Genomic DNA, 20577 nt, shown 5'->3' with positions numbered 1-20577 from the left:
TGATCTTGTTGCCCGTTGTATGTTTCCTGTTGCCGGGGCAATTCAAGGCATAAGAAAGTTAGAAGTACGAAATTAAAGGTTAGAAATCTTCAATCAAGTTGCGGGTTGCGGGGTTTGGGGTTTAAAATTCAAGGTTCAAGGTCATCGTAGCTGCAAATGACTCAAGTTAAAACCCGCTTTCTCGCAACCCGCAACCCGAAACTTGAGAATCCTATCCTCTCGTTAGCCATCCCCTTCTGCTTGCAGTTGCTATGGCGTAGGGAGTGATCCAAAACAATCCGAAAGTATATAAAATACTATAGGAATATGCCCAGAATGATTGGGAGAGATCATACTTCTTGGCATAGAAAAATACCGGAAAGCTGGACCAAATAAGGATACTAAATAAGGTTGAACTAATAAATAACACGGGATCCATAGAGATGAAGAATAGCATCATCAAAATGGTAGGGTAGCTTAAAAGAAGCTTTAGGATTTGGTTTATAAATAGCAGCCTCGGCCCTGCCTTGCTCCCTTCCCTGAAATCTGTAAAAACATATTTTGCCATCGAAATATTCTCTCTAACATTGCTTCTCCCCCAACGAATGAACATCTTGTAAAGTCCGGTGTATTTTTCCGGCACGTTGGTATAGGCAAAAGCGTTTCTTTGAAAAAGCACGTGATAGCCTTGTTTTAGAATCATATTGGTCATTGCCCTGTCTTCGCCGATATCGGATGCCTGTCCCATAAAGGTCTGGTTGATCCATTCTTCAAGACAGCCAAAAACAGCTTTCCGTCTATAGGCCGCAAGTGCTCCCGGAGTGCAAAGCACCGATTCCAGACTGCTTTCTGCAGAACGCACAAATTCAAAACTAAGTACAAAGCTTACATCCAGCATTTTAGGAAGCATAGCCTTTTTTCCATTATTGAGCACGCGTATGTTTCCTGCAACGGCACCACAATTCTCATTCACCACAAACGGACTCACCAAATTGCGAAGAGTTTCTGAGGTAACTTCAGAATCACTATCTACGGTGACAAACACCTCACCGATTCCCATGTGGAATCCGCGGTAAAGAGCGTGGCGTTTTCCTTTGTTTTGAGGTTGCTGGTAAATGCTTACCCGGTCTCCCAGTTCGCGCTTTGCCTTTTGCATCCACTGCCAGGTATCATCCTTACTGCCATCATCGATGGCAAGTAATTCCAATTTATGAGCCGGATAATCACTTTTAGCAAGGCTCATAAGGGTTGCCCAAACCTGTTTTCCTTCATTATATGCCGGCACGATCACCGTACAGGTAGGTAAATGTTCGTCACTAACCGAAGCTATAGGTTTGTACCGCCAATACAGGTAAAGATTATAGAAAAAGAATCCGGCTCTAAACAACAACAGAGAACCTGTAATTGCCAGGAAAGCTATTCCCCAGGTTGAATCCAGGCCGTCGAAGCTGTATCGGTTAAATCCGGTTTGAAGCACAAATACCAGGTAAGCTGCACCGAATAGCAGCGCCAGGCTACTGGCCCGAACTATTATTCCAGAAAGATCTCTGGATTTTTTGTTATTAGAGAAATTAGGCTGAGATGAATTCACGGATATTGAATTGGACTGAATTCTAAATTTATTTTTTTGAGTCATTCTGAAATGTTTTTAACTGCCTTAACTCGCAGCTCAAACCTGAATAGCAATCTATATACCATTTCAAAAAAGATTTGATTTTGAGGGTTTTCCCTTAGAATGCTTTAAAATTTTTGTGCAATATTTCTACATTATTGAGAATATCTCAGGTCTTCAGCTGAGAAAACCCTAATTTTAACTGCTTGTTTTAAATATGTTCTTGTAAGAATCTCTGTAAACCAGAATTCATTTTAAAGCTTACCTCTCAAATTCAATTATTATAACTCCAGCCTACATTGCAACAATTCAAAACTCTCCTTGTCTTTAAGGAAAACCCATCCATGAAATTATTTTCTGTTCTGCTATTTTTCCTGGCAGCGAACTTTACTAGCTTTGCCCAGGAGTATGACAGTATTCCGAGAAAGAAAATTCACATTCACAGAACTACAGAAGCTCCTAAAATAGATGGCTCTTTAGATGACGAGGCCTGGGCCAATGCTCCCATAGCGACCAATTTCGTAGAACGAATGCCCGTTAATGGAGCACCCGCAGCAGATAGTCTTGATACCCGGGTTAAAATTGTGTATGATGATCTCGGGATTTATTTCGGAGCTCAAATGCTGGACCCTGAACCCGAAAAGATCCTGAAAGAACTCACCGAAAGGGATAATATTGGAAATGATGATTTTTTCTTTATTCTATTGAATGGCTATAATGACCGCCAACAAAGTCTGCAATTTATCGTAACCGCCGCCGGGGTGCAATATGATGCAAAAATGACCAATGGGATGGAAGATTCCTCCTGGAATGGCGTTTGGTATAGTGAAGTAAAAATAAACGATACGGGCTGGGCCGCCGAGATCTTTATTCCTTATTCTGAACTTAGGTTTCCTAAGAAAGAGATCCAGGAATGGGGTCTGAATATGGAACGCGAATTTCGCCGTACGCGAACCCGCTACTCCTGGAGCCCGGTAGATAATACCAAAGGTGCCTTTTCTATTTATGATGGTGAAATTCACGGCATCGAAAACATAGAGACTCCAACCCGGCTTTCCTTTCAACCTTATGTTTCAACCTATCTGGATAATTACGACGGGAATACTGAATTAAATTTTAATGGAGGAATGGATCTTAAATACGGGATCAATAATGCCTTTACGCTAGATATGGTACTTATCCCCGATTTTGGCCAGGCCCGTTTTGATGAAACCGTGCTCAACCTTTCGGCTTTCGAGATACAATACAATGAACAACGTCCGTTTTTTACTGAAGGTACCGAACTCTTCAACAAGGGAGATCTATTCTATTCAAGAAGGGTTGGTGGTACACCTTCGGGACGGCCTCAGCTAAATGACAACGAAGAAATCACCTCTTTTCCTGCTTCGGTAGACCTTATAAATGCCTTTAAAATTTCAGGAAGAACCGATAAAGGATTGGGAATTGGAATTTTTAATGGCATCACTGAAAAAACATACGCTGAGATAAAAAATACTCAAACAGGGGAAGAACGCCGGGAACTCGTAGAACCCTTCAGCAATTATAACATTTTTGTACTTGATCAGCGCTTTGACGATAATTCCTCTATCTCGCTGGTCAACACAAATACCCTAAGGGAAGGCAATTTTAGGGATGCCAATGTCACGGGACTTTATACCAGCATCACCAATAAGAAAAACACTTTTAATTATAACCTTAGTGCCGAGGGAAGCTGGGTGAAGGAAGAAGAACTTAAATCTGGTTATGAAGGGCAAGCAGGTATAGCGAAAATAAGTGGAAAACACAGGCTGGAAGCCAATATGAATTTGAGAACTAAAGATTATGACATCGACGATCTCGGATTCACCGGTCCTACTAATTATATCAATTATTTCGGCTACTATGGGTATCGCCTTTTACAACCCAAAGGCTTTCTCAACAATATGTTTTTAAATTTCATTCTGGTTCACGAACGTCGACTGCAACCCGACCTGTATTCTAATGCGGTCTTTAATTTTAATTCAAGTTTTACCAGCACGAATTTCTTTAATTTCGGAGGAGGTTTTGAAATTACACCTTTTGGCACCCAGGATATTTATGAGCCCCGGGTAGAGGGAAGACATTTTAATATTCCCACCTATTACGATAGCTGGTTGTGGTTTGGAACCGATAATCGCAAAAAACTTGGAATTAATGTAGTTGCCGACTGGTATAAATTTGATGAAAGAGGTCGCGGGAGGCTTATTCTGGATTTTGCTCCCAGGTACCGGGTTTCAGATAAACTCACATTAAATCTCGGCACCAATTTAATTTTGAGCGATAAGGAAGAAGGTTTTGTGAATTTTAGCAATAATGACATTATCTTCGGAAAAAGAGATAGAAACACCGTGATCAATTCTCTGGAGGGTCGCTACATTTTTAACAATAAAACCGCTCTGAACCTGGCTTTCAGGCATTATTATTCTGAAGTAGAATACGACCGATTCTTTAAGCTTCTTAACGACGGGGAACTTTCTACTGAAACCAACTATACCGGCCAGCACGATACCACTTTCAACAGCTGGAATCTCGACCTTAGATTTTCCTGGTGGTTCGCTCCCGGAAGTCAGCTTAGTTTATTGTACAGAAATGCCATAGAAAACTTTCATGGGGAGTCCAGGATCAATTTAACCAGAAATTTTCAGGATCTTTTTAACGAACCCCAGCTCAACAGCCTTTCAATGCGGCTCACTTACTTCCTCGATTATAATCGCATAAAAAACTGGATTGCCCCAAAAACTGAGGAAAAATCAAATATGGCAATTAATAAACGGGGGAAGCCTGGTTCCCTTTCATTTCTGAATTAGAAGTATTGCGAGTTAACTGAGATTCCACAGCTTAGTACCAAAAGTTAATTCAATTTATTCTGCGACATAATTTCAATGCCCATAAATAGAAAAACTTTAATTCTTAGCACTGGCCTCCACTTCTTTTAATATCTCATCCAGGGCTTGCCGGCTAAAGTATTTGCCTTTCAAAAATACAGCTTCAATTTCCATAGTGTTAGAAATATCTTCCAACGGATTAGCGTTTAGCAAAACCAGATCGGCGCGTTTGCCGGGTTCTATGCTGCCCGATTCTTCCTGGCTATTAAAATAAAACGCAGGATTTCTGGTAGCGGTCACCAACACTTCGTATGGGCTCAAACCTGCCTCCACCATCATTTGCATTTCCCGGTGCAGGGAAAATCCCGGGACGTTAAAAAATTGTGGGGCATCACTTCCCAAAGCGATTTGCGCTCCCGAGTCGTGAAGTTTTTTGGTTAATTCCCGCCGTAACTCAACCAGGGCTCTGGTGGCTTCGGGCTGAAAATCGTCTCTTTTAATGTATTCATTCTTAAACTTTACCCATCCCTGGAGCACATCATCTGGCATATATTTCATCTCGGGACGTTTAATCATATCTTCAGCAGCTTTTGGAGAAGCCAGGTTTTCTACTAAACTTAAGGTAGGAACATTCCAGGTGCCGGCTTCAATTGTTTTTCGAATAGCCAGCGGGATTCGCTCGCGATCAATAATATCTATGAGTCCACTTCCAAAGAAACCTCTACTCTTTCCGGTAATATCGATATCTTCAGGCAGCAGAAATTCTACATAACGGTCATAATGATCTATAGATTTTTGGCCGACTTCCAGGGCGGTTACCAGCCCAACTTCCTCTGGAATATGACCTGCAAAAGGAATATCTACTTCCCTGGCAGTTTTTGCCATTTGGAGATAGCTTTCCTTATCGATACTGCCCATTTTAAGCAGGTCGAAACCGGCATTTTTTTGCCGGCGCACTTCCCGTTCTGCCGCCTCCGGATTAGGCGCAATTTCCTTATTAAAAAATGGCCCTGCTGCATAGATTTCCGGACCCAAAAGTTCCTGATTTTTCACCTGTTCACGCACCTTGAGATGATAGGCATTCCCCAGCATATTGCGAACTCTTGTCACCCCATTAGCAATATAGAGCTGTAGCACATTTTCAACATATTGAGGGCGATCTTCAGCCGGAATATGCCCGTGCATCTCAGTGAGTCCCGGAATTAAATATTTACCCCTGCCATCAATTTCTTCAACATTTTCAGGAATTTGCAGCTCTTCGGAAGGACCCATTTCAGTAATTAGTCCATTCTCCACAATTATGCTATAATCTTCCAGTATTTGCTCTATATGCATAGGCACCAAATTTACATTTGTGATAACATAAAGCCCGGAAGCAGCCTTTGATTCCTGTGCGGTTATTGAAGAAATATTGATCAATAGAACAGGAAGAACGACAATAAATTTTAGAAGTTTTTGCATCACACGAAGGCTTTAAATTAATAAATCCATACCAATTTACTTATTTTTAGACGATTATAGGGTTCAAAAAAATTCAGAAATATGGAAAAAACAAAATCCCTTTCAGTTGAAGAAAAGCAGACTTTCCTGCAAAATCTTAAGCAGCGCTTTGAAAAATATCCGGAAAGACATCCCGACATAAGCTGGGTTGAGGTTTCAAAAAGATTGAACAAGCCTGCTTCCGGTGAGAAGCTACAGGTACTATTCGCTATGGAAGAAACCGGCGGCGAGCCCGACGTGGTGGGAAAGGATGAAAATTCAGGGGAATTCATCTTCTTTGATTGCGCTGCCGAAAGCCCCAAGGGCCGGCGAAGTTTATGCTACGATCGCAAAGCCCTGGAAGCCAGGAAAAAATTTCCGCCGAAAAATTCGGTTATGGACCTGGCGGAAGAAATTGGAGCCGAATTAATGGATGAAACTCAATACAGGAAATTACAGGAATCAGGCGAATTCGACACCAAAACTTCAAGCTGGATTAAAAGCCCGGAAAAAATCCGCAGCCTGGGCGGGGCTTTATTTTGCGATCGCCGTTACGACACGGTATTCGTATACCATAATGGTGCAGATTCCTACTACGCATCCCGGGGCTTTAGATTGGTCTTAAAAATCTGAGGGAAACACCTCAATTTTCGTCCTGAATAAATTATTCAAATAGCCCGGGCTATCTTTAGCCTACCTCCCACTAAATCAATTATCGATTATGAAAACCATTCACTGCCGGGATGCTGGTTTTGATTGCGAACAGGTGGTTCGCGGGGAAACCGAGGAAGAAGTAATAAATGCTGCTACCCGCCACGCCAAAGAAGTTCACGGCCTGGAAGCTAATCCTGAAATGTCAAGAAATATCAGGGGGCTTATTCGGGAGGAATAAAAAAATAAGCATAAAAAAACCTGACCATTATTAGTCAGGTTTTTTAAAATTATGGAAATTAAGAATTTGATTTTATTCTTCGATCACATATCCCACAGGTTCCAATAAGATTTCTTTCGCAGCAATGTGGAGCGCCTCATTATGCTCCTGGGCTTTGGCTGACTCACCTTCTACCCCGGGAGTGCCTTTGGACAGTTCATAACGCTCGCCTACCACAGCAGTACCATATCCCAGATCACGCATAGAACCAGCGGTGATACGGCTTAATGGGTTCACCCCAAGATTTAAATAGCCGGTCATAAGCTCGTTTCTTAAAATGGATTCTCTCCAGTGAGAAAGGGCGGTACCTGCACCTCCCTGGTTTTCTACAGGCAGTAGATCTGTACCTCCTTCAGCCTGCCAATGCACATTTGCGGTTTTTCCATTAAAGTATGGATTGCTGGCTGGACCTTCTCTTAAAATGCGCTCCTGGAAATTCCATAAAGTACCTACTCCCAATACGTGACCCATTTCGTGAACGATAACATCTTCAAACAGATCTAATTCATCCAGGAAATCCAAATCGGCTTCATCAAAATACATCACCCCACTAATAGGAAGACCCCCGGGAACTCTCACAAATCTTGGCCCGGCCTGTCCCAGGATACCCCCGGGGCCATCTATGGGAGCCACCACTACTTCTATGACTATATCGTCTATTGTGCCTTCTATAGGAGGAACTCCGTTAAAGGCTGAAGGAATTGTACCGGTAATGGAGGGCACATCTTTTATGATAATTCGCTCCCAACGGGCAGCTGCCGATTGGAATACCTGCAATTGTCTTTCATTAAGATTCACCAGGTAACGCAGGCTTATATTATACCTTCCTCTATCGGTTTCAGCCTTTTTTAGGCTGGTTTCAGAGGTTTTATTCACCAAAATTTCTTGCGGTTCTAATGGATTTGGAACCAGAGTAAAGTTCTTTTCGCTAAACTGTGAGACAGGTTCTTCCTGAATATTTTCAACCTCTCCAGAACAGGAAAATAGCAAACCTGAAGTGACCAGAGCTCCTAAAGCCAGACTTTTAAAGCCTGATAAAGATTTGGAAAGTTGTGTGGGTTTTGTGCCAAATTTTGGCGAGCCGGGGAAAACCCGGGAGTAATTAGTTTTCATAAAAATCCTATAAATTAATGATTAATAAAAAAAGCAGGTATTAATGGCTTATTTAGATTTCAGCAATATAAGGAAGATATTAATTGAACTTTTGTTAAAAATTAAGTCTTTTTATTGTATTAATAACTTTTATTGCCATTAATCATTAAACATCTTTTATAGGCTTCACTTTTGAATTTTCAATTTCATATTCCTAATTTGTTGACCTAAGTCCTAAATGGATTTTTCCCTTTTGCACCTCATAACAGGCTAGTTGAAGCAACCGCAAATCTCCTTCCCTAATAGCGCCGATAAGCGCTTCCATCTCGACGAGATATTTCCTCGCAAATCCGGGATCATTTTTTACGATATCCCGGGTATTATCGATCACATCGGCCAGTTTGATAGTCTTAGCCTCCAGGCTCATCCTGGCCTGCCGCTCTACTTCCAATCCTTTTCGCTGCCTTCGGTTTAAATACGAATAGTTCTTTTTCTCGTATTCATCGGTCAGTTCCTCTACAAGTCCGGCTATTTTTAAACCAAACCTGCGTTCGATATCCTGCAGGGAAACCCCGGTATCTTCTACTACATCGTGAAGGTAGGCGGCACAAATCATTTCTGGCGTATGATCTACGGTTTTTACTAATTCAGCTACCCGTATAGGATGTTCGATATAAAGTTCTTCGGAATATTTTCGCTGCTGATTACCGTGCGCCTTGCGGGCAAATTCCAAAGCCTGTTTTTCCATGTTTTTCTTTTGAAGGTAAAGATTTTACAGGAGAATGTTGCCATACTATAAGACAGACTCGTATTTTCCCAAAATTCTGTTATTAATGCGGGAGACATTTAATATTCCGCAGCTGTCTTATTATTTTTAACCTGATTTTAAACTCAGCTATGGCAAGAATTTCAAAAGAACAGGCAAAAAAAGAACTGAAGAAAGCTCAGAAAAAATTTTCCAAAGAGAATTTAAAGGAACTCTTTCAGAAAGAAAGCAAGTTGATTTCCAAGTTTATCAATATTGATACCCTGAATGAATACTATCGGGATTTCACCGATTTGTTTTCGCTGCTTAAGGATTGGTACCGGGGAAATTACAAGGATGTGCCCTGGCTGGTGATCTCTTCTATTGGCGGCGCCCTGTTATATGTACTCTCCCCCATAGACCTCATCCCCGATTTTCTGCCCGTTATAGGTTACCTGGACGATGCTGCGGTTTTCGCTGCCTTGCTGAAATACGTACGACAGGATCTCAAAAAATACCGCGAGTGGAAATACGATTCTCAAAATGATATCGTGGTAAACGATTAGAGGGATTGCAAGGTTTTTAGAAAATTATAGGAAACCAAGAGAAAGTATTCATAAAATTAACTGCTTTGGGATTTTTTTAAAGTGCTTTGGGCTTACTTTTAAAATAAATCCTGAATCATGAAAATTTATCACTGCAGAGATGCCGGCTTCGATTGCAGCCAAATTATTAGAGGAACTACTGAAGAGGAGGTGCTGAAGTTAGCTGCAAATCATTCTGAAACCCGTCATAGAATGAACATCAACCGCCAACTCCTCACCGATATGCGCCGACTTATTCGTGACGAGAAAGCAACAGGCTCTGAAGAAAGTTCGGGGGTAAATTACGGGTAATACACAAGTTTATTACAAGTGTCAAATTTATAAAATAAAAAACCCTTGAAAATCAATAGATTAACAAGGGTTTCTGGTACTCGGAGCGGGACTTGAACCCGCACGACCGTTGCTGGTCATTGGATTTTAAGTCCAACGTGTCTACCAATTCCACCATCCGAGCGTAGACTTTTCAATACATTTTCAATCTCAGAACTAACACTTAAAATCCTCTTTAAAAAGAAGGAGTTCAACGTGTCTACCTCCCGATAGCTATCGGGACCACCATCCGAGCGTACAATAATTTCAATATTATAAGAACTCACCCGTCTCTAACATCCGAGCGAAAAATAAAACCCCGACAAACCGGGGTTTATTTTTTATATTCCAGAGCGAAAAACGGCCCCGATGCTTCGGGGAAACCCGCGACCTCCTGAGGGTTTTCGATCTTCCAGAGCGAAAAACGGCCCCGATGCTTCGGGGGAAACAGCTACCTCCTGAGAGTTTTCGATCTTCCAGAGCGAAAAACGGGATTCGAACCCGCGACCTCCACCTTGGCAAGGTGGCGCTCTACCAACTGAGCTATTTTCGCGTATTTTCTTTAGAACGTGCCACGCCTGGGCGTGACTGCAATCGCTATTGCGGATGCAAATTTAATATAAATCTTAATATGTCAAAGGTTTTTCAGAAAAAAATGAGACGCTAATTCGCTGTATTTGGCTACTGTTTTAGGCTATTCTTTTTCCTCTTTCCCCGTGAGTCTCTAACAGCTTATGCCTTAAGCTTTTCGCCTTTTCGAATCAGCATTCGTTTTATTTCGTTTAGCTTCATCAATGCCTCAACGGGCGTGAGGGTATCTATGTCGATTTGTAAAACCTCATTTTTCAATTCTTCTAAAAGCGGATCGTCTAAATTGAAAAAACTAAGCTGCATTTCCTCCTCTGCCGATTTCTTCAGAATTTCGCCCGAGTCTTCCATCGAGTGAGATTTTTCGAGTTTTTTCAGAATCTTATTCGCCCTGTGCAATACCTGCTGGGGCATTCCCGCCATCCTGGCCACGTGAATCCCAAAGCTATGTTCACTCCCACCGGGAACCAGTTTCCGTAGAAACAAAACCTTATCCTTGAGTTCCTTCACCGATACGTTGAAATTCCTAATCCGCTCAAAAGTCTCGCACATCTCATTAAGTTCGTGATAATGCGTGGCAAACAGGGTTTTTGGTCGTGCCGGGTGCTCGTGCAGGTATTCGCTTATCGCCCAGGCAATCGAAATCCCATCGTAAGTACTGGTACCCCGACCAATTTCATCTAAGAGCACCAGGCTGCGATCTGAAATATTGTTCAAAATACTGGCGGTTTCGTTCATCTCTACCATAAAAGTAGACTCGCCCATCGAAATATTATCGCTGGCGCCAACCCGGGTAAAAATTTTATCCACCAGCCCGATTTCAGCCGATTTTGCCGGCACAAAACTTCCCATTTGAGCCATAAGCACGATAAGAGCGGTTTGCCGTAAAATAGCCGATTTACCACTCATATTAGGGCCGGTGATCATAATCACCTGCTGGGTTTCTCTATCGAGGTGCAAATTATTGGTCACATAGCTTTCCCCCACCGGAAGTTGTTTTTCAATCACCGGGTGCCGACCTTCCTCGATATCCAGCTCATAGGAATCCAGAATTTCCGGCTCGCAATAGTTTTCGAGTTTGGCTTGCTGGGCAAAAGACCCCAAAACATCGATTTGTGCTATAAGCTGGGCGTTTTGCTGTACCTGCTGAATATATTCACCCATCCACAATACCAGTTTTGAAAAAATCTCCTGCTCCAGCTGAAGAATCTTTTCCTCTGCCCCCAAAATTTTCGCCTCATATTCCTTTAATTCCTCGGTAATATAGCGCTCGGCATTCACCAGGGTTTGTTTGCGAATCCATTCTTCCGGCACCTTATCTTTATGCGTATTGCGCACCTCGATATAATATCCGTATACATTATTATTCCCAATTTTCAGCGAAGTGATTCCTGTGGCCTGAGTCTCACGTTTAAGCATACTATCCAGGTAATCTTTCCCTGAAAATGCGATTTTTCGCAATTCGTCCAGTTCTTCTGAAAAACCTTCTTTGATACAATTTCCCTTCTGAATATTCACCGGGGCCTCCTCGTGCAGGCTCTGTCCTATTTTTTCCCGAAGCAGACTGCATTCATTTAGCCGGTCACCAATCACTTTTATAGCTTCATTTTCGGCTTCCAGGGCCAACTTTTTTATAGGCACCACTGCATCCAGCGAATGTTTGAGTTGCACCACCTCCCGGGGACTCACCTTAGTGGTGGCCACTTTCGAAATAAGCCGCTCCAAATCGCTGATTTGCTTAATATGTTGTTGAATTTGCTCTAAATCGGATGGATTTTTCAGAAAAAAGGATACCACCTGATGCCGATTTTTGATTTTTTCAGGATTCTTTAGCGGGAGTGCAAGCCAGCGTTTTAAAAGCCTGCCACCCATTGGTGAAATTGTCTTATCGATCACATCGAGCAGCGTCACCGCATTGGCGGCAGTAGAATGGTATAATTCTAAATTCCGAATCGTAAAGCGATCCATCCACACATATTCTTCCTCGGCAATTCGGGTGATGGCATTTATATGCTGAAGTTTATCGTGCCGGGTCTCGGCCAGGTAATGCAACACCGCTCCCGAGGCGATAATGCCTTCTTCCAAATGTTCAATTCCAAAACCTTTTAGCGATTTCGTGCCAAAATGCTCATTCAGGCTTTCTTCAGAAAAATCATATTTAAACACCCAATCTTCCAGGTAAAAACAATGATAATCTTCCCCGAAAGCCGCCGTAAAATCTTTTTTAAATTTCTTCTGAATTAAAAGTTCGCTGGGATTAAAATTCTGAAGCAACTTATCTATGTATTCGCTACTGCCCTGGGCAGTAAGAAATTCGCCGGTGGAGACATCGAGAAACGAAACCCCAAGCTGTTTTTTTCCGAAGTGAACCGCGCATAAAAAATTATTCGATTTGCTCTGCAGCACCTCATCGCTCATCGCTACCCCGGGTGTTACCAGCTCGGTCACCCCACGTTTTACGATGGTTTTGGTCATTTTAGGATCTTCCAACTGATCGCAAATCGCTACCCGCTCCCCGGCTTTGACCAGTTTTGGCAAATAGGTATTCAGCGAATGATGCGGAAATCCCGCCAGCTCGGTGCGCTCGCTGCCGTTATTTCGGTTGGTGCATACGATATTGAGAATGCGTGCAGTTTTCACTGCATCTTCTCCAAAGGTTTCGTAAAAATCTCCCACGCGAAATAGCAACAAGGCATCGGGATACTTTGCCTTGATGGCATTATACTGCTTCATTAAAGGGGTCACCTTCGGGGATTTTTTTTCCGACACTGCTTAGATTTTTTGCTAGCTGCTAAAATAATTAATAAAGCATTTTATGCGAAAAATATCGGGTAGAAGTTGTGAAATTCGGCAATAACTCGTTTTTCAATAGACCTGCATGGTCTTCCAGCCCTTCAGGCTGGGAGCAGTCGAGTTTTTGAAGCCCTCGGGGAAAGCCCCGCCCCTAACAGATCACCTATACCCCGCCGCCTGAAGCCTGAATAATTCTGCATAAAGCTTGTCATTTTGCATTAACTCATCGTGGGTGCCAATCTCAAGCACCGTGCCATCCTTTAGCACCATAATCCTGTCTGCAATTCGAACGGTTGAAAACCTATGGGAAATAATCACGGCTGTTTTGCCCTCGGTAAGCTGAATAAATCTTTGAAAAGCCTCGGTTTCTGCCCGGGCATCGAGGGCCGAAGTGGGTTCGTCCAGAATAAGCACTTCGGCATCTTTCATATAAGCGCGGGCAATGGCGATCTTTTGCCACTGCCCACCCGAAAGGTCCTTGCCCTGCTTAAAACGTTTCCCGAGTTGTTGCTCATAACCTTTGGGGAGCGCAGCCACCACCTCATTGGCCAGACTTTTTTCGGCGGCAGAATCGATTCGCGGCTGGTTTTCGATTTCTTCGATCTCACCCATCGCGATATTTTCCTTCAGGCTTAATTCAAACTTTACAAAATCCTGGAAGATCACCCCAAAATATTGCTGATATTGGGTTTGATCATATTCCTTTACCGGGATACCATCCAGCAGAATCTCCCCTTCGGTAGGTTCATAGAACCGCAATAACAATTTGATAAGGGTGGTTTTCCCGGCACCGTTCTCGCCTACAAAGGCGAGTTTTTCGCCGGCTTTTAATTCAAAATTGATGTGGCGCACCACCCAGGCTTCAGATTTGGGGTATTTAAAGCCTACATTTTTAAACTCGAAGCCTTTTTTTATTTTCTTCGGAAGGGGTAATTTTTCAGCTGCATTTTTTTCAGCATAGGTAAGGTCTAAAAACTCAAAATAATCCTGAAGGTATAAGGCACTTTCGGTAATAGCGGTAAATCGCGTGAAAAAACCCTGAAGTTTGGAACGTAGCCTGTTGAACGAGCCCGACAAAAAGGTTAGATCCCCCAGGCTAAAAATGCCGGCCACCGTTCTAAAAACTATAAGAATATAGGCCGAATAATAAGCCGCTGTGCCTATCATATTAAACAATGACCCCCAACCGGCCCGCTGTTTGGCCAGTTTTTTACTTTGCTCATAATATTTATCAGACAGGCCTTTAAATCTATTGGCCAGGTAATCTGAAAGCCCGAAAAGTTTCACTTCTTTGGCCGTGACATCGCTGGCGCCGGCATAACGCAGATAATCCAGTTCGCGGCGTTCCTGGGTCCAGCTGCGGGCCAGCGAATAACTGGTGCCGCTAAATTTTATTTCGTTGATAATAGTTGGAATTACCGACACTACCAGCAACAAAATTAGCCAGGGCTCAAACGCCACTACCCCCGCCAACAGGGAAAAGATCACCACTAAATCTTCGGCCTGGGTAAGAATATTCGACATAAGGCCTACCCGCCCGGTGGTTTGCTGGCGGGCTCGTTCGAGTTTATCATAAAATTCGGCATCTTCCAGCTGATCAAGATTTAATTCTGAAGTTTTTTTGATGATCCTCACCGAGGTGTTGATGGAGTATTGATCGCCCAGCAAGGCATCGCTCAGGTTAATTCCGCGGCTCAAGAGATCGGAAATTATGGCCAGAGCAAACTCGGTAGCCACCAGCAACCATAAGCGGTCCAGGTCTTTGGTTTCTGCAGCGATTTGAAGCACCACCTCATCGATTATAAGTTTTCCCAACCACAACATCAACACCGGTAGGACGGCATTGAGTAAACGCGCACCGATATTGGCATAGAATAACACAGGATTCACCTGCCTGATTTCTTTAAAAAACCGGGGCACGAATTTCAGCGAGGCAAAGCTCATTCTGAAATTTATCTTATTGGGTTCCAGGGATTGTTTAGGTCTTGGCAAGGCAAATTTTTATTGGCAAGTTAAGGCCTAAATTTGAATTTTTAGAAATTGACGCAAGCCTTCCTTTGGGCCTTTAAAACTTTGAAGAATTACAATGAATCAAAGCAAGTCCTTCAGCATATTTTCCAAATTCTTTTTATCATAAACCTTCCCGCTTTTTACTACTGAATGTATTTTTTTAAGATTTTCAAGATCTTCTAAAGGATTCCTGTCTAAAATGAGAATATCGGCTTTATATCCTGAAGTTATTTCTCCATATTGATTGGTAGCTTCCATAAACTCGGGACCGTTTACTATGGAAGTTTTTATGGCTTCCGCATTGCTTAGTCCGGCTTCGCCGAGAGCTTTTAATTCGTCGTGTAAAGACTCCCCGGGATAAACATAAGAATTAAAAGGACCACAATCTGATCCCGCCAGGAGTTTTACTCCGGCCTCCTGCATTGGTTTGATCATCCTGTTACTAATCTCCTCCATTTTCCCGCGCATCTTACTACCCGATGCCTTTGCCCGTTTTGCACCTTCCACCCTCCCCTGGTAGGTTTGTTGAATTCCGGGGCCAATATAATTTAAGAGGGAATCCTGCTGGTGGTCGACCTCAAGGATTTCAGCCAGGGTTTTCCCGATATAGAGTGTTGGGGTTACATACACATTTTCGGCAGCCATTTTTTTAAAAACCTCTTCAGCTTGTTCTGGGTCGTAGGTATCCACCAGGGTCTCCACCATTCTATAACCCAGGTTGAGATCGGTGAGACTGTCGGCTACCGGGGAACAGGCTTTTAACGGATAATACATATGCTCTGCCCCGTCTAAACCAAGTGAGATGGCTTTCATAAAATCGGCGCTCATGGGCATATGGCCGGTAACTTTCAGGCCTCGTTTTTCGGTTTCTTCGATGATCTTGTAATAATTTTCTGCGGAAAGATTTCCGTCGTAGGTCTTCACGTAATCTACTCCCAGACTTTCCAGGGAGTCCAGGGCAGCATTGATTTCAGCTTCATTGGTAACCTTTATAGATCCGGGCCAGGCGGGTTGGTCGCCATCCAGTTTAGGCCCAGAACTAAAAATCCTGGGTCCATCCAATGTTCCTTCGGAAATTTGTTTTTTCCATTCTAACACACTGGGGGTAATATCACCGCCGGCGTCACGTACCGTGGTGATTCCGTAGGCTAAAAAAAGAGGCAATAAATCCCGATTCTCTTCAATTAAAGAATCACCACCCCTAAAATGCACGTGGTTATCCCAAAGACCCGGCATCACAAATTTCCCATCGGCATCTATAGTGTTTTCTGCGACAAAATCTTCCTTCTCATCAGCCTTACGTACTTCCAGGATTTCACCTTCAGAAATAAAAATCATCTGGCCTTCACTGAAGCTCTCGCTTTCTAAATCCAGAATTTTAGCGTTATAAATTACCAGGTCGTAATTTTTTATCTCCTTCTCGTCACGAGAAAACAGGGTGATTGTTAAAAGAAGTAAACTGATGATTTTATTCATTTTTAAGTAGTTTTTTCCACCTGATTCCAACAGGTTTATTTAAAATCAAGTTGATCAAATTTATCGCTTATTCCCTTTTTTAGGATATTCGGGTGATGGCACTTCACCCGGCGGATTCTCCTCCAACTGTTTCAGCACAATCTCTATGGCTTTTTCCAACTGAGGATCTCTACCCTCAATAACCTCTTCAGGCCATTGTTCTACTTCAACATCGGGTGCTACTCCTTCATTTTCCACCCGGAAACCTTCTTCAGTATAAAAGGCAACGTTAGGCGCGGTAACCGAACCGCCATCGATAAATTCCGGATAGCCCAAAACCCCAACCAGGCCGCCCCAGGTAGTTTTTCCTACGATGGTGCCCAGCTCAAATTTTCTGAACATCCAGGGCAAATAATCTCCTCCCGAACCGGCGGTTTCATCGGTAATCATCACCTTTGGCCCCTGGATGGAAGCACTTGGCGATTTCAGGTCTTTTCCGTAGCGAAACCTCCAATGGGCCTGTTCGGGTTTTCTCAGGATATCGATAACATAATCGGCCAGCTGCCCGCCACCATTAAAGCGTTCATCTACAATAATCGCCTGCTTATCGGCTTGCGGGAAGAAGTAGCGCTTAAAATACTCGTGCCCTGCTGTGGCAGTATTGGGCACGTAAACATAGGCTACCCGGCCATTGGTAGCCTCGTGAACCTTTTTAATATTGCCTTCTACCCAGTCGCGATTTCTTAAAGCCATTTCATTCTCTACCGGGGTAATCTTAACCTTTCTTGAATTTCTCATATTGGGATTAGGCCCCACTGTGAGCATTACGATTTTGCCCGCAGTATTTTCGAAGAATTTATAGATATTATCCCCAGCTGTTACTTCCTCACCATTTACTGCCAGCAGGTAATCACCCTCTTTTACTTCTACGCCGGGTTCGGTAAGCGGTGATCGCAAATTAGGATTCCAGTTAAGTCCGCCATAGATCTTTTTGAATCTATACCGGTCGTTTTCTATACTATAATCGGCTCCCAGCAGGCCGCCTTTTACATCTTCCCTGGAATGCAATTTGTCACCTCTGCCTGAAAACCGGTGATGCCCAACTCCCAGTTCGCTAAACATCCATTCCATCACGCGGTAGAGGTCGCTTCGGGAAGCCACATCATCTATAAAAGGCTCATATTTTTCTTTCATCGCATCCCAGTCTACCCCGTGCATCCCCGGGTCATAGAAATAATCCCGGTTAACTCTCCAGGCCTCATCAAAAATGTTTGGCCACTCTTTTACGGGATCAATTTTCACCTGAATATCGCCTGTATTCAGCGTTCGTTTTTCAGCTATTTTTTCGATCTCGGCGATCCCCCATTTATCTTCTGCCTTATAAAGCAGCATTTTGCCATTGGCCGAGATTTCATAAGTGGTGGCCGGCGTTATTTCCTTATTTTCTCTTTCCTTAAGATCATACATATTTAATGTAGCCTTATTCTCCTCGTGAGGCGGATAGGCCAGATAATAAAGATTTCCTTCTTTGGGAGAGCTTAAGGAAGCATATTTGCCTGCCGGAAGTGGCACATCTACAATCCTGTTTTCAATTCCGTCAAAATCAATTTTCAAATCAGGAACTTTCACTTCCTTGTTTTCCTCTTCAGCCTTTTTCTTCTTTTCATCTTCCTTCTCGGCCTGCTCTATTTTTTCAACGTCATTCTCTCTGGCAAAAGGAGATTCCACCTCTTTTTGTAAAGTCACCAGGTAGATGGTACTGCTCATTTCCATATCCTGGTTGGATTGATCAAACCAGTTCACTACCGGCCCTGCATCTGTAGAAGCCAGCATATAAAGATACTTTCCGCTGGGGTCGAAAACCGGGCTGGAGACACTGGAGAATCCATCTGAAATTGGGTAAGATCTATTTTCCGAAAGCGAATACACCCAGGCCTGTTCAAAACTGGTTCCGGTAACGACCGTATAGCTTATCCAATTGCTATCGTGAGACCAGCTCCCAAAAAGATCCCGAAAAGTCCCTGGAATATAGCGCTCATCCTGGGCTACCTTAGTGACTTTTCCAGAATCTGTATTCAGCACATAAAGGTTTCGTCCGTTGTCTACAAAACTTAACTTTTTGCTGTCTGGAGACCAGCTTGGATGGGCATAAAAACCGGCCCCTTCAAGTTTGAATTTTCGGGCCTTTCCCTGTTCGCTTTGATCCTGAATATGAACGGCATATTCCCCGCTCTCATCACTAAAATAAGCGATGAATTTCCCGTTGGGAGACCACACCGGATTTTTCTCGTGCACCCCGGGGGTGGCTGTAATATTCATCACATCTCCCTTTTCCCCGGGTACAGTAACTATTTCCCCTCTAAAATCCATCACTACTCTTGCCCCGGTGGGAGAAATTGATGCACTGCGTATATATTGATCCCCTTTAACAAATCTTGGGCGCAGTTCAAGAAGATCGGTCGCAATCCCAACTTTTAGTTTGGTGATAGAATTATCCTTTGGATTGAAAGTATGAAGGTATCCTGCCTGCTCAAAAATGATTTCATCTTTTCCTGCGGAAAGATCTAAAACAGGAAAATCTTCAAAATTGGTATGCTGAGTGATTTCTTTGGAATTTATATCATAACTGTACAAATTGAATTCCCCATTTCTGTCACTTCTGAAGTAAATTTTATCTCCTAACCATTGTAGCCTGGTATCGTTGCTTCCTCCTGCAGGTTTGGGAATTTCGGTTACAGAATGATCTTCGGTATCATAAACCCAAATTCGGGAGGTCGTTCCCCCGCGATAATATTTCCACTGATTAAAAGCCTCGTATAACGGAGTATAGGCAATGTATTTTCCGTCATCGGAATAATCGGCCCAAAAGGCATTTGGGATTTCTAATTCCTTTACCTGGCCGCCCTTCACAGGAACCTCATAGAGTTTGGCGAATCTTCCGGTAAAAACACTGCGCTGTGAAACAAAAAGAACGGCCGAACCATCGGGGGTAAAACCGCGCACCTGGTCATTCCCGGGATGCCAGCTAAGCCGCTCGGGCACCCCGCCCCTGGCAGAAACCACGTACACATCGGTATTGCCATCATATTCAGCATTAAATGCGATCAGGCTTCCATCGGGAGAGAAAACAGGATTGGATTCAACCCCTTCATCTACGGTAAGCCGATTAGGATTAGAGCCATCTTTATTCGCTACCCAAAGATCTTCAGCATAAATAAAAGCAATTTGAGAATCGCTTATCGCCGGTTTGGAAAGCAGGCGCGTATCTTCGGTATTTATATTCTGGGCAAATAGAGAACAAGAGAAAAAGAATAAAAATAACAGGGAGGTAGTTTTGTAAGTCATAGGTTTGGAATATTATTCTTTCACTAATATAAAACTAAATTGCTAACCAGGGAATTAGATTACCTTAAGCGATATTACTACCTATAAGTTTAGATATTTTTAAAAAGGGCGAACACAAAACAGGTCTTCCAGCCCTTCAGGCTGGGGGTATCTCGTGTAGCTATAGACCGGAGCTCCGCTCCGGCTTATTCAGGCTCCAATCGTTTTAGAAATTCCAAGGCCTGAGAATGGTATCGCTTACCCCTGACACAAAACTCAAGAAAGGCAGGCTGAAGGCCTGAGATACCAAAACCAGGGGCAACGCCCATGACACAAAAATCAAGAAAGGCAGACTGAAAGCCTGAGCCATCAACACCAGAGGCAACGTCCCTGCCCATACAACTCCTCCCCGTGCTACACAGCAGGCTGAAAGCCTGAGATACCAAAACCAGGGGCAACGTCTCCTGACCCAGACCTCAACAAAAACAGGCTGAAAGACTGAAACACCAAAACCAGAGGCAAACCCCCTGGCCATACTAGACCTCCAGGACTACACAGCAGGCTGAAAGCCTGAGATACCAAAACCTGGGGCAACGCCCCTGACACAAAACCCTAGAAAAGCAGGCTGAAGGCCTGAGACACCAAAACCAGCGGCAACAGCCCTGGCCATACCAGACCTCCAGGGCTACACAGCAGGCTGAAGGCCTGAGATACCAAAACCAGTGGCAACGCCCATGACCCAGACCTCAACAAAAACAGGCTGAAAGACTGAAACACCAAAACCAGAGGCAAACCCCCTGGCCATACTAGAC

General features: G+C 43.4%; 13 protein-coding genes and 2 tRNA genes. 5 read left to right on the top strand and 10 right to left on the bottom strand.

Annotation, left to right across the window (positions count from 1 at the left end; genetic code table 11):
- Positions 1-211: 211 nt before the first annotated feature.
- Entirely contained in the window at positions 212-1615 is a 1404-nt protein-coding gene (locus ACW6QP_RS03595) for a glycosyltransferase (protein WP_457909475.1), read from the bottom strand.
- Between the two features lie 320 nt (positions 1616-1935).
- Between ACW6QP_RS03595 and ACW6QP_RS03590 the strand changes: the two genes are divergently transcribed.
- Positions 1936-4416 (top strand): DUF5916 domain-containing protein, encoded by a 2481-nt coding sequence (locus ACW6QP_RS03590; RefSeq protein ID WP_457909474.1) that lies wholly within the window; start codon positions 1936-1938, stop codon positions 4414-4416.
- Between the two features lie 96 nt (positions 4417-4512).
- Here the strand turns inward: ACW6QP_RS03590 and ACW6QP_RS03585 are convergent, their stop codons facing one another.
- Positions 4513-5895, bottom strand: coding sequence for an amidohydrolase family protein (locus tag ACW6QP_RS03585; protein WP_457909473.1), 1383 nt, complete (start codon positions 5893-5895; stop codon positions 4513-4515).
- An 81-nt stretch (positions 5896-5976) separates the two neighbouring features.
- Here ACW6QP_RS03585 and ACW6QP_RS03580 point away from each other — a divergent pair, with 81 nt between their 5' ends.
- Positions 5977-6546 (top strand): DUF4256 domain-containing protein, encoded by a 570-nt coding sequence (locus ACW6QP_RS03580; RefSeq protein WP_457909472.1) that lies wholly within the window; start codon positions 5977-5979, stop codon positions 6544-6546.
- An 88-nt stretch (positions 6547-6634) separates the two neighbouring features.
- Entirely contained in the window at positions 6635-6805 is a 171-nt protein-coding gene (locus ACW6QP_RS03575) for a DUF1059 domain-containing protein (RefSeq protein ID WP_457909471.1), read from the top strand.
- Positions 6806-6877: 72 nt separating this feature from the next.
- Here the strand turns inward: ACW6QP_RS03575 and ACW6QP_RS03570 are convergent, their stop codons facing one another.
- Both ACW6QP_RS03570 and ACW6QP_RS03565 read right to left on the bottom strand, forming a co-directional pair.
- Complete coding sequence (locus ACW6QP_RS03570) at positions 6878-7957, bottom strand: leishmanolysin-related zinc metalloendopeptidase (RefSeq protein ID WP_457909470.1); 1080 nt, start codon at positions 7955-7957, stop codon at positions 6878-6880.
- A 193-nt stretch (positions 7958-8150) separates the two neighbouring features.
- Entirely contained in the window at positions 8151-8684 is a 534-nt protein-coding gene (locus ACW6QP_RS03565) for an HD domain-containing protein (protein ID WP_457909469.1), read from the bottom strand.
- Positions 8685-8833: 149 nt separating this feature from the next.
- Here ACW6QP_RS03565 and ACW6QP_RS03560 point away from each other — a divergent pair, with 149 nt between their 5' ends.
- On the top strand, positions 8834-9247 hold the full coding sequence (locus ACW6QP_RS03560; protein WP_457909468.1) for a YkvA family protein: 414 nt from the start codon (positions 8834-8836) through the stop codon (positions 9245-9247).
- A 117-nt stretch (positions 9248-9364) separates the two neighbouring features.
- Positions 9365-9577 carry a DUF1059 domain-containing protein gene (locus tag ACW6QP_RS03555; RefSeq protein WP_457909467.1) on the top strand — a complete coding sequence of 71 codons (213 nt, stop codon included), beginning with the start codon at positions 9365-9367 and terminating at the stop codon, positions 9575-9577.
- A gap of 74 nt (positions 9578-9651) precedes the next feature.
- On the opposite strand, the gene ACW6QP_RS03550 is transcribed toward ACW6QP_RS03555, so the two are convergent.
- The 6 genes from ACW6QP_RS03550 to ACW6QP_RS03525 all read right to left on the bottom strand — a co-directional run bounded on the left by ACW6QP_RS03550 (position 9652) and on the right by ACW6QP_RS03525 (position 19786).
- A tRNA-Leu gene (locus tag ACW6QP_RS03550) sits at positions 9652-9740 on the bottom strand.
- Between the two features lie 335 nt (positions 9741-10075).
- Positions 10076-10148, bottom strand: a tRNA-Gly gene (locus ACW6QP_RS03545).
- Positions 10149-10327: 179 nt separating this feature from the next.
- The gene (gene mutS, locus ACW6QP_RS03540; protein WP_457909646.1) at positions 10328-12916 is read right to left on the bottom strand and encodes a DNA mismatch repair protein MutS; all 2589 of its coding nucleotides are present in this window, start codon (positions 12914-12916) and stop codon (positions 10328-10330) included.
- A 219-nt stretch (positions 12917-13135) separates the two neighbouring features.
- Positions 13136-14968, bottom strand: a complete 1833-nt coding sequence (locus tag ACW6QP_RS03535; RefSeq protein ID WP_457909466.1) for an ABC transporter ATP-binding protein — start codon at positions 14966-14968, stop codon at positions 13136-13138.
- Between the two features lie 99 nt (positions 14969-15067).
- Positions 15068-16462 carry an amidohydrolase family protein gene (locus ACW6QP_RS03530; protein WP_457909465.1) on the bottom strand — a complete coding sequence of 465 codons (1395 nt, stop codon included), beginning with the start codon at positions 16460-16462 and terminating at the stop codon, positions 15068-15070.
- Between the two features lie 60 nt (positions 16463-16522).
- Positions 16523-19786 carry a S41 family peptidase gene (locus ACW6QP_RS03525; protein ID WP_457909464.1) on the bottom strand — a complete coding sequence of 1088 codons (3264 nt, stop codon included), beginning with the start codon at positions 19784-19786 and terminating at the stop codon, positions 16523-16525.
- Positions 19787-20577 lie beyond the last annotated feature (791 nt).

This window comes from Salegentibacter haimaensis, from assembly GCF_054121495.1.
Note: the sequence above shows the minus strand (reverse complement) of the source record. Positions and strands in the feature narration are given on the sequence as shown.

Excerpts from the sequence above, each read along its gene's own strand:
- ACW6QP_RS03595 (WP_457909475.1), bottom strand. The coding sequence starts at position 1,615 with ATGACTCAAAAAAATAAATTTAGAATTCAGTCCAATTCAATATCCGTG.
- ACW6QP_RS03590 (WP_457909474.1), top strand. The coding sequence starts at position 1,936 with ATGAAATTATTTTCTGTTCTGCTATTTTTCCTGGCAGCGAACTTTACT.
- ACW6QP_RS03585 (WP_457909473.1), bottom strand. The coding sequence starts at position 5,895 with ATGCAAAAACTTCTAAAATTTATTGTCGTTCTTCCTGTTCTATTGATC.
- ACW6QP_RS03580 (WP_457909472.1), top strand. The coding sequence starts at position 5,977 with ATGGAAAAAACAAAATCCCTTTCAGTTGAAGAAAAGCAGACTTTCCTG.
- ACW6QP_RS03575 (WP_457909471.1), top strand. The coding sequence starts at position 6,635 with ATGAAAACCATTCACTGCCGGGATGCTGGTTTTGATTGCGAACAGGTG.
- ACW6QP_RS03570 (WP_457909470.1), bottom strand. The coding sequence starts at position 7,957 with ATGAAAACTAATTACTCCCGGGTTTTCCCCGGCTCGCCAAAATTTGGC.
- ACW6QP_RS03565 (WP_457909469.1), bottom strand. The coding sequence starts at position 8,684 with ATGGAAAAACAGGCTTTGGAATTTGCCCGCAAGGCGCACGGTAATCAG.
- ACW6QP_RS03560 (WP_457909468.1), top strand. The coding sequence starts at position 8,834 with ATGGCAAGAATTTCAAAAGAACAGGCAAAAAAAGAACTGAAGAAAGCT.
- ACW6QP_RS03555 (WP_457909467.1), top strand. The coding sequence starts at position 9,365 with ATGAAAATTTATCACTGCAGAGATGCCGGCTTCGATTGCAGCCAAATT.
- mutS (WP_457909646.1), bottom strand. The coding sequence starts at position 12,916 with ATGAAGCAGTATAATGCCATCAAGGCAAAGTATCCCGATGCCTTGTTG.
- ACW6QP_RS03530 (WP_457909465.1), bottom strand. The coding sequence starts at position 16,462 with ATGAATAAAATCATCAGTTTACTTCTTTTAACAATCACCCTGTTTTCT.
- ACW6QP_RS03525 (WP_457909464.1), bottom strand. The coding sequence starts at position 19,786 with ATGACTTACAAAACTACCTCCCTGTTATTTTTATTCTTTTTCTCTTGT.